General features: G+C 63.7%; 1 protein-coding gene. It reads right to left on the reverse strand.

What is annotated here, in order from left to right:
- Positions 1-408, reverse strand: a 408-nt coding sequence (locus JWJ90_RS22975; protein ID WP_205229529.1) for a molybdopterin cofactor-binding domain-containing protein, incomplete at both ends; no start/stop codon positions are given.

Raw genomic sequence — 408 nt, forward strand, 5'->3', positions numbered from 1 at the left:
GGCCAACTTTTTTCGATGCCCACGTCAGCGCCACATCTTCCGGGTACAGGAAGATTTTCGAGCCGAACCCGCCGCCCACATCCGGCGCAATCACGCGCACCTTGGCTTCGGTCAGGCCCAGCACGAATGCCGACATCAGCAGGCGTTCGACGTGCGGGTTCTGGTTGGCAACGTAGAGCGTGTAGCTGTCGTCCTGGCGCGAATAGCTGGCGTTGACGGCGCGTGGCTCAATCGCATTCGGGATCAACCGGTTGTTGACGATATCGAGGCGCGTCACGTGCGCGGCCCTGGCAAACGCCGCGTCAGTGGCGGCCTTGTCGCCGTGGCCCCAGGTGTAGCAGGTGTTGTTCGGTACGTCGTCGTGGACAGCGGTGCCGGCAGTATCTGCGGTGGCGGTGTCCACCACGG

Origin of the sequence: Desulfobulbus rhabdoformis (assembly GCF_016919065.1) — a bacterium.
Classification (GTDB): Bacteria; Desulfobacterota; Desulfobulbia; order Desulfobulbales; family Desulfobulbaceae; genus Desulfobulbus; species Desulfobulbus rhabdoformis.